We start from the raw sequence: 9165 nt of genomic DNA, 5'->3' as shown, positions 1-9165 counted from the left end.
CAAACAATAATCTTAACTAAATTTATTAAGTTTATGCCCAGCCTCTTCCTCCTCAATTTGATACGGACATAGGGGGACATTTACAGGGAGATGACAGGACTACTAATTGGGATTTTGTTTTTTGTGAAAATCTCTGAAACTATATAAAATATTTTGTTGAAAAAAAGTGCTATGGAAGCTTTACATCAGGTGAGCTTTGTAGCACTTTTTTTATAGTTGTCAGTTTAATTGATTAATCAATTTCAGGTTGATTACCAACATGAAGGGCTAAATTTTGATGTGTTTACTTCTTCTTTAGCATGATAGTCTAATATTAATTGAACGCCCTAAAACCATTCGTTTCCAAACTATAATTAGTATGCTCATTTTCTATCATGAAAGGTGAGGGATTATTTGTAGGTGGCTCATTATAATTAATTTTTAAAAGAAAATAATTTTCATAAAAAAAACACTTGAAATTAATTTTTGTCGGTGGTATAATGAAAGCGAAATCAAGAAAGCGTTTTTAAAAGGAGGGGAAGCGAGTGTCATATCTAGGAATAGATATTGGCGGTACATATATTAAATATGCAGTATTTGATAATGAAGGAGTTCAACTGAGTGCCACAGAGCGTCAGAAAACAAAAATAACAGAGTCTACAAATTATATTTTGGATCAAGTTTGTCAAATCTGTACGACAACTCAAGAAAAGTATCGATTACAAGGTGTTGCGATTTCAACAGCGGGAGTGGTGGATTCCCAAAAGGGAGTCATCACGTATGCGGGGTATACAATACCGGGTTATACTGGAACTCCTTTAAAAGAAACGGTAGAAACATTGACCAAAGTAAAATGCACAGTAATAAATGATGTAAATGCTGCTTGTTTAGGAGAGTATTGGCAAGCTTTTACTGAATTAGAAAAACCAAAAACTTTAGTATGCTTAACCATTGGAACAGGTGTCGGTGGAGCCATTATTATTGATGGGAAATTATACGAAGGGCCAAGTTTTATGGCTGGAGAAGTAGGGTATTTGCCAATTGAGGGTCAATATTTTCAAGATATAGCTTCTACTACCGCCTTACTAGTGGACGCGAAGCGACAACTCAATGAGGAGATAACTGGCGAAGAATTTTTTGAACGCTTAAGATTAGCATCAGACGAACGAGTGAATCAAGTGTTTGAACGATTTATAAGTGCTCTAGCTAAAGGCGTACTTATAATGCAATATACTTTGAATCCAGACCAAATTGTACTTGGAGGCGGCATCTTAGTTCAACATGATATGATTATTCCAGCGATTGAGCAAAAGTTAAAAGAGTTAGCAGTCAGTGAACGATTTTTAACCGCAAAGATAAGTCCTGCGCGAGCGGGTAACAATGCCGGCATGTTAGGAGCTTTATACTTTCATCTTTATTAAGATAGTAGGATGTGATTTACAATGAGTTTGGTAGAAAAGATAGAAGCTAATTTTATAAATTTTTCACCAAAAGAACAGATGATAGCAACTTATTTGTTACAAGAACAAAAACATTTAGGAAATATCAGCATTCAAGATTTATCAGCAGCAATTGGTACATCAGCTGCTACGATCACGCGTTTTTGTCGCAAAGTGGGTTGTGATAGTTATGTCCAACTAAAAATGGAACTTTCTGCTTCGGCATTGAGCGATGAGAAAGATGAAAATGTCAATGCGTTTTATCAAGTAACGCAATATTATAACCGGGTAATTGAACGGACGGCGGAGTTACTTGATGAAGCACAGATCAATCGTGTGATTCAAATATTGAAAAATGCCAATCGTATCGTCATTTATGGTATGGGGAGTTCAGGATTAACAGCAAAAGAATTTGCGATTCGCTTATCGCGGATGGGAATAAATGCGATTGCTGAAACTGATTCGCATATGATGATTATCGGAAGTGCGATTACACAGGTTGGTGATATTGTCATTGGGTTTAGTAATTCAGGAGAAACAAAGGAAGTGGTACATGCATTAAAAAACGCAAAATCAAATGGTTCAACTATCATTAGTGTGACAAGTATCAAAGGAAGTACCATTGCAAAGTTATCGGATGAGACATTCTTTGTCCATAGTAGTCGTTTTGTGAATAACGATCAATTCGCTAATTCACAATTGCCGTTTTATTATTTAATCGACATCATCACATTGCAATTATTAGAAAATCATCACTATGCGATGAAGATGAAGACCACAGTTCAAGAAATTTTACAAAAAGCTATTTTTACGGAGGAATAAAAGATGAAATTTAAGAAATTCAAGCAATTAGTAGCTTTCGCTATGTCAGCAACCGTATTATCTGGTGTTGTAGCATCGGTAACTCCAGCAGTTGTTAGTGCCGAAGATGAAGTGACCATCACTTATTGGAACTTCCCTAACTTTACAAGCGATAAAGAATTCCCAGCGTCAGAAGACTATGATGCAGCTTTAATCGCAGCATTCGAAGAAAAATATCCACATATTAATGTAGAATATCAAAAATTGGACTTTACAGACGGTCCAGCAAAAATTGAAACAGCATTACAGTCACAAACTAATCCGGATGTTATCTATGATGCACCAGGGCGTATTATTGACTGGGCAAGTAAAGGCTATTTAGCACCGTTCACTGATGTTGATACGAGCACTTTAATTGAAGCAGCAGTTAAAGCAAGTTCATTTGAAGATGAATTATACTTATATCCACAAGGAATCGCACCATTCTTAATGGCGGTAAACGTTGGATTAACGGATGAATTAGGTGTAACAGATTTATTACCTTTAGATAGTGAAGATCGTAATTGGACTGTAGACGAATTCCAAGCATTTTTAGAAGCGGTGAATGATGCTGAAGGCGATACAATCCCAACCGTTGTTTATTCTAAATCACAAGCAGGAGACCAAGGTCCACGTGCATTTGTCTCTAACTTATTTGGTTCTTGGATTACCAATGATGAAGTAACAGAGTATATCATTAATAATGAAGCAGGCGTCAAAGCTTTAGAATGGATTAAGGAGCAAGCGCCTACTGGTATCTTGGGACAAGGGGCAGCTTTAGAAGCAAAAGATGCCTTAGAATACTTCAAGTCAGGAAAAGCGGCCCTAACGATTTTAGCTAGTCCTGGTTTAGCTGCTCAATGGGAAGATTTAGATTTCAAATTCTTACCATTCCCGAATGTGGACAAAGCACCAAAATATGAATATTTAGTAGCAGGTCCAGCGGTATTTGATAATGGCGATGATGCTAAAATCGAAGCAGCACAATTATTTGTTGATTTCATGATTAACGACGAAGTTTGGGGAAAACGTACTTTATTAGCGACCGGTAACTTCTCAGCTAAAGAGGGAGAAACTGGTTTATATGATAATGAGGAATTAACATTTGCTGAAAAATTAAACGATCAATTTGGTGCTTATTATAATACAATTCCAGGATATGCAAGAATGCGTCCTTTATGGTTCCCATTATTACAAGGTGTATTATCTGGTGATACTGAAGATGTTAAAGCAGCTTTAGATGCTTTCGTTGAAGAAGCTAATGCCATCTATGCTGAAGAAGTAGAGTTATTAGGCGAATAGTATTAAATTTAGTTGATTTGGGAATGAAGCTAGGCCTGTATAAGATATATTCAGTCAAGTTTTTGCACATTCAATACTAGCACAGTGATTGAGTGGTCTTAAAGAGATTGGAATGAACTTGAAAAAATCAGTCAAGCTGTTGTTCGTAAATTAAAAGCACAGTGATTGAGTGGTCTCAGCCGGCATCATAAGGACTGGTTTGAGACCAACCCAACTGTGTGAGGGTGACCAGACGAAGTGAAAATTATTCATTTTCTATTTCTGGTCCACACCCAACTGTGCGGAATAGGCCGATGAAGCGAAAATCATTCATTTTCTACTTCTGGTCCACTTCTTCCCAATCACTTTTATCAAAAAATATAATGAAATGATAGAGCTCATCATTCATTATTGGACAAAAATATGTTGACACATGGGTTCGCAATTTGCGACGACTTTATGAGCATTACACAAGTGGTGTATGGACATTCAGGTGTGAACGTCTATTTGTCGAGTAATGAAATGGGCTCTATTTTAGTTAAATAGGACGCATTCTCACAATTTTGAAAGAAGATTTAGTGCCATATTAAAATTTATTATGATTTTAAAATTGTGTTTTCTATGATGCGACAATGCTAACAATTTTTAAGACCTAAGTTAGCGATTTAAAGCTAAAACCCTAGCTATTATTTAATAAAGACAGAAAGTTAAAGTCTTATAATATTTCGAAGGAGTGTAAGTAAGATGTTAAATCGTTTAAAACGAAAGTATGACATAAGTGGCTATCTCTTTATTGCTCCTGCAATGATCTTCTTCTTAACATTCGTACTCTATCCAATGATTAAAGGTATCCATATGTCATTGTATAAGTTTCGTGGAAGAAGACAGATTTTTGTAGGAATCGATAATTATACGAAGCTATTATCTGATAATGTATTTCTAAGATCAATGGGCAATACCATGTTTATTGTGGCAATCGCTGTTCCAATTGTGGTAATCCTTTCATTATTCATTGCCATTAATATTTATAATAAATCGGCTGCAGTGCGCAGTTTCTTTAGAGGGGTATTTTATTTGCCAGCTGTTTCATCCGTTGTTTCCATTACAGTTGTTTGGCTTTGGATTTACAACCCGGACTTTGGTATTCTCAACTATGTCCTAAAATCGATGAATATTATTGATGGCAATATTCAATGGCTAGGTAATTCACAAACCGCCATTTATGCTATTATCGTCGTCCTTATCACCACGAGTATTGGGCAACCCATTATTTTATATATCGCTGCTTTGGGGAATGTGCCAGTAGAATTACTAGAATCAGCAAAGATTGATGGTGCTTCAAATTGGGTAATGTTTAAAAATATTATTTGGCCATTAATCATTCCGACTACATTGTATATTGTGGTAACAACGACAATTAATAGCTTCCAAATCTTTGCCTTAATTCAATTGATGACAGCCGGTGGACCGAATTATTCGACATCAACGGTAATGTATTTAGTTTATGAAGCCGGTATTAAGATCCAAGATTATGGTAGAGCGAGTGCGATGGGGGTTGTATTAGCAGCCATTATTGCGATTATTTCAACATTACAATTTAAGTATTTAAATAAAGACATTGAATAGGAGGTATGAAAAATGGAATTTAAAAAATTTGGACTTTTTAATATTTTGTCTTTTACTTTATTATCAGCATTGACAATCTTCTTTATTTTCCCATTTTATTGGATTGCCTCTGGGGCTTTTAAAATTCAAGATGTAGCGATTGCCATGCCACCTGAGTGGTTTCCAATGACACCAACAATGGATAATTTTAAACAATTATTAATTCCATTAACAGCGCGTTGGTTCTTTAACTCAGTGTTTGTTTCTCTTGCGACGACGATTTTAGTGTGTTCAACTGCTTCGTTAGCAGGATACGCCTTAGCTAAAAAAAGATTTCCAGGTGTGAAGCTATTATTCGCCATCTTCATTGGGGCGATGGCTTTACCGAAACAGGTTATCTTAATTCCATTATTGCGATTGATTACTGAAATGCAATTAATGGATACTTATCGGGCATTAATTTTACCGGCTGTTGGTTGGCCATTCGGTATTTTCTTGATGAAACAATTCTCACATTCAGTACCGGACTCCTTATTGGAATCGGCTGATATTGATGGTTGTGGGGAAGTGAAGAAATTTATCAATATTGTTCTTCCGATCGTAAAACCAGGAATTGGGGCACTCGCCATCTTTACTTTTATTTCTAGTTGGAATGATTACTTCTCACAATTAGTGTTTACTAACTCAGAAACAATGAAGACTTTACCATTAGGTTTAGCGTCGATGGCGCAAAATGCTGAATTCTCATTGAACTATGGATTATTAATGGCAGGTGCGTTACTAGCATCATTACCAATGATTATTGTATTCTTAATGTTCCAAAGCTTCTTTGCGCAAGGAATTACAGTAGGGGCGGTGAAAGGATAATGACTCATCCAATAATCGATCAACTAAAAGGAAAATTAATTGTTTCTTGTCAAGCCTTACCAGGCGAACCTCTTTATCGCGAAGAAGGTGGTGTGATGGTGTTAATGGCTAAAGCTGCAATTGAGGCGGGCGCTGTCGGTATTCGAGCCCAAGGTGTCACAGACATCAAGCAAATTAAAGAAGCTTTCGATGTTCCGGTCATTGGCATTATTAAGAAGTCCTATGAAGGATTTGATTCTTATATAACGGTTACGATGGCGGAAGTAGATGCGTTAGTTGAAGCAAAGAGCGATATTATCGCATTAGATGCTACCAATCGCACGCGTGCGGATGGAACGATTGATGATTTTGTTAAAGCTATTAAAGAGAAATATCCTCATCAATTATTGATGGCCGATATTTCTACATTGGAAGAAGGTCTACATGCAGAAGCCTTAGGCTTTGACTTAATTGGTACAACAATGAATGGGTATACACCTTATACTAAGCATCAAACAGAAGGACCAAACTTTGAACTGATGCGTCAGTTGGTAGAAAAAACCCATACTCCCATTGTAGCTGAAGGTAAAATTCATTATCCAGAAGAATTGGCAGAAGCCTTTGCTCAAGGTGTTCATACAGCAGTGGTAGGTGGAGCCATTACACGACCGTACGAGATTGCGTCTCGCTTTATGAAAGTTGTACCAAATTAACATTTCAAGAAGGTAAAATATTGAGAACGAGTCAGCAGACATTCAAGGTGTCTGAGACATTCGATAGGAGGGATAATATGACAGTATCACAATTAATCATAGGGTGGTTTTATTATGGCATTCTCTATATGGGCTTATCCATGATGGCAACGGTCATTATTAACCGAGTGGCTAAACATTATTTTACCGCACCATTAGTTATCAATGCGGTTGCAGTGAGTCTTTTAGTGGTTCTCCTATTATTGAAACAATTTACGGCTGAACAGTTTTGGTTTAATTTATTATTTGTCTATATGCCAATTGTGGCCGCTAGTGCTATCTTCAACTTGGGACTTTTTCTCATTCGTAAAGGAAAACCACTTAAAGAAGAGATAATGCCAGAAGAATAAGGAAGTGAGAATTATGTTTGATACAATGTCGCTTGATGAAATGCGTCATTATTATGGTCGTGAAGAAGTTCCGCAAAATTTCGATGAGTTTTGGGATAATGAATTATTACAAGTCTCATCATTACCGGAGTATACTTTAGAGGCTTGTCAATTTAATATACCGAATGTTCAAGCATATGAATTAAAATTTAAAGGAACGAATCATGGCGTTGTATATGCGAAATGCGTGTTTCCTAAAGAAAAGAAAACAGTGCCGGTTGTCTTTCATTTTCATGGTTATCAAGGACAAAGCCCAGATTGGTCACAATGTTTAAACTACGTGGCAGCAGGTTTTGGCGTGGTCGCAATGGATGTTCGTGGACAAGCAGGCAAATCGATCGATCATGGTGTTTTTGATGGCGTAACCGTTAAAGGACAAGTAATCCGTGGAATGACACAATCTCCTGATAAATTATTCTATAAAGATATTTATTTGGATATTTATCAAATGATTGAAATTTTGGCGCAACAAGAGTGGGTAGATGAAAACTGTTTAATGAGTTTTGGTGGGTCGCAAGGAGGGGCACTCGCATTAATTGCCGGTGCCTTAAATCAACGCATCAAAAAAGTCGTTTCTATTTATCCATTTTTATCCGATTTTAAACGCATTTTGGAATTAGGTGATTGCGCCGAAGCATATAATGAATTATTCCGTTATTTCAAATATAAAGATCCCTTCCATGAAACGGAGCAGCGGATTTTAGATAATTTGGCATATATTGATATAAAAAATTTCGCTCATCGCATAAAATGTCCGGTAAAATTTTTTGTAGGGATGCAGGATGATGTTTGCCCACCCTCGACCCAATTTGCCGCATATAATCGCATTGAGAGTGAAAAGAGTGTTCATATTATGCCAGAATATGGGCATGAAGCGATGAATGTTTTCGTGAATGATTTAGTATTTAACTGGCTGGTTGGTTCAGAAATTGCAACAGAAGTATAATTAAAGGAGTTCAATTGAACATGAGCAATTTAGAAAAATATAAAGGGATTATCCCGGCGTTTTACGCTTGTTATGATGAAGAAGGAAATATCAGTGCTGAACGCTGTAAGGCATTAGCAAAACACTATTTATCAGTGGGAGTTAAAGGCTTATATGTCGGTGGATCCTCAGGTGAGTGTATTTACCAAAATGTTGAAGAACGTAAATTAGTATTAGAAAGCGTCATGGAAGCAGTAGGGGGTAAGATGACAATCATTGCCCATGTAGCCGCTCCTTCTACCCGCGATTCGGTCGAGTTGGCGAAGCATGCAGCTGATTTAGGAGTTGATGCGTTAGCAGCAATTCCACCGATATACTTCCGCTTACCAGAACCTTCCATTGAAGCTTATTGGACAGCGATGATTGAAGCAGGACAACGTGATTTTATTATTTATAATATTCCACAGACAACCGGATATGCTTTATCAACAGGCCAATTCAAAAAAATGTTGGAAAATAAATATGTGATTGGTGTTAAAAATTCGTCAATGCCAGTACAAGATATTTTAACATGGAAATTAGAAGCAGACCGTGACATCATTGTCTTTAATGGACCAGATGAGCAATTTGTTGGTGGACGGGTGATGGGTGCTGAAGGGGGTATTGGAGGGACTTATGGTGTCATGCCAGAGTTATTCTTAGCTTGTGATAAGGCTATTAATGAAGGAAATATCCCATTAGCAACAGAGATTCAATTTAAAATAACTGAAATTATCTTTACAATGGTAGGATGCCAAGGCAATCTATATGATGTGATGAAAGAAATCTTACGTCGTGAAGGATTAGAGTGTGGTCATGTTCGGGGGCCATTAGCTCGCATTACCGATGCAGATAAGCCAACAATTGATCGTGCTCATGACATGATAAAAGCAGCCAGAAGTCAGTATTGTTAAATCCCTAATAGAGTGAAAAGGAAGCTATGATGGCTTCCTTTTTTGTTGGAGATGATGTTTTTTAGGCTCTTTGTCAAATGGTGCGGGGTCACTCCCCAACCTTTTTGCACTTCGCTTAAATTTTCGGTCGAGTCATTTAGCTTACCCGATTCTCCT

The 9165-nt window shown here is 37.0% G+C and carries 9 protein-coding genes; all 9 read left to right on the top strand.

The genetic code is table 11. From position 1 onward, the window contains the following. Window positions 1–524 precede the first annotated feature (524 nt). The 9 genes from GSA01S_RS07950 (at window position 525) to GSA01S_RS07910 (ending at window position 9009) form a co-directional block, all read left to right on the top strand. On the top strand, window positions 525–1400 hold the full coding sequence (locus GSA01S_RS07950) for an ROK family protein (RefSeq protein ID WP_066126426.1): 876 nt from the start codon (window positions 525–527) through the stop codon (window positions 1398–1400). A 21-nt stretch (window positions 1401–1421) separates the two neighbouring features. Continuing rightward, window positions 1422–2240, top strand: coding sequence for a MurR/RpiR family transcriptional regulator (locus tag GSA01S_RS07945; protein ID WP_066126425.1), 819 nt, complete (start codon window positions 1422–1424; stop codon window positions 2238–2240). A 3-nt stretch (window positions 2241–2243) separates the two neighbouring features. Continuing rightward, a complete protein-coding gene (locus tag GSA01S_RS07940) occupies window positions 2244–3560 on the top strand; it encodes an ABC transporter substrate-binding protein (protein WP_066126424.1) in 1317 nt (438 codons plus the stop codon). A 723-nt stretch (window positions 3561–4283) separates the two neighbouring features. Further along, window positions 4284–5165: a carbohydrate ABC transporter permease gene (locus GSA01S_RS07935; protein WP_066126422.1), complete on the top strand. Its 882-nt coding sequence runs from the start codon at window positions 4284–4286 to the stop codon at window positions 5163–5165. A gap of 12 nt (window positions 5166–5177) precedes the next feature. Beyond that, complete coding sequence (locus GSA01S_RS07930) at window positions 5178–6011, top strand: carbohydrate ABC transporter permease (protein ID WP_066126421.1); 834 nt, start codon at window positions 5178–5180, stop codon at window positions 6009–6011. Then, window positions 6011–6703, top strand: coding sequence for an N-acetylmannosamine-6-phosphate 2-epimerase (locus GSA01S_RS07925; RefSeq protein WP_066126419.1), 693 nt, complete (start codon window positions 6011–6013; stop codon window positions 6701–6703). Before GSA01S_RS07930 ends, GSA01S_RS07925 begins: the two co-directional genes overlap by 1 nt. Before the next feature lie 77 nt (window positions 6704–6780). Beyond that, complete coding sequence (locus GSA01S_RS07920) at window positions 6781–7092, top strand: hypothetical protein (RefSeq protein ID WP_066126418.1); 312 nt, start codon at window positions 6781–6783, stop codon at window positions 7090–7092. A 13-nt stretch (window positions 7093–7105) separates the two neighbouring features. Beyond that, window positions 7106–8077 (top strand): alpha/beta fold hydrolase, encoded by a 972-nt coding sequence (locus GSA01S_RS07915; protein WP_066126417.1) that lies wholly within the window; start codon window positions 7106–7108, stop codon window positions 8075–8077. Window positions 8078–8097: 20 nt separating this feature from the next. After that, window positions 8098–9009, top strand: a complete 912-nt coding sequence (locus GSA01S_RS07910; protein ID WP_066126415.1) for a dihydrodipicolinate synthase family protein — start codon at window positions 8098–8100, stop codon at window positions 9007–9009. The last annotated feature ends 156 nt before the right edge of the window (window positions 9010–9165 follow it).

Origin of the sequence: Globicatella sanguinis NBRC 15551 (genome assembly GCF_001552295.1) — a bacterium.
In the GTDB taxonomy this organism is placed as follows: Bacteria; Bacillota; Bacilli; order Lactobacillales; family Aerococcaceae; genus Globicatella; species Globicatella sanguinis.
This window is presented reverse-complemented; position numbering and strand designations above follow the sequence as displayed.

What these genes read in the sequence shown, in the direction of transcription:
- GSA01S_RS07945 (WP_066126425.1), top strand. Translation starts at nt 1,422, where the DNA reads ATGAGTTTGGTAGAAAAGATAGAAGCTAATTTTATAAATTTTTCACCA.
- GSA01S_RS07940 (WP_066126424.1), top strand. Translation starts at nt 2,244, where the DNA reads ATGAAATTTAAGAAATTCAAGCAATTAGTAGCTTTCGCTATGTCAGCA.
- GSA01S_RS07935 (WP_066126422.1), top strand. Translation starts at nt 4,284, where the DNA reads ATGTTAAATCGTTTAAAACGAAAGTATGACATAAGTGGCTATCTCTTT.
- GSA01S_RS07930 (WP_066126421.1), top strand. Translation starts at nt 5,178, where the DNA reads ATGGAATTTAAAAAATTTGGACTTTTTAATATTTTGTCTTTTACTTTA.
- GSA01S_RS07925 (WP_066126419.1), top strand. Translation starts at nt 6,011, where the DNA reads ATGACTCATCCAATAATCGATCAACTAAAAGGAAAATTAATTGTTTCT.
- GSA01S_RS07920 (WP_066126418.1), top strand. Translation starts at nt 6,781, where the DNA reads ATGACAGTATCACAATTAATCATAGGGTGGTTTTATTATGGCATTCTC.
- GSA01S_RS07915 (WP_066126417.1), top strand. Translation starts at nt 7,106, where the DNA reads ATGTTTGATACAATGTCGCTTGATGAAATGCGTCATTATTATGGTCGT.
- GSA01S_RS07910 (WP_066126415.1), top strand. Translation starts at nt 8,098, where the DNA reads ATGAGCAATTTAGAAAAATATAAAGGGATTATCCCGGCGTTTTACGCT.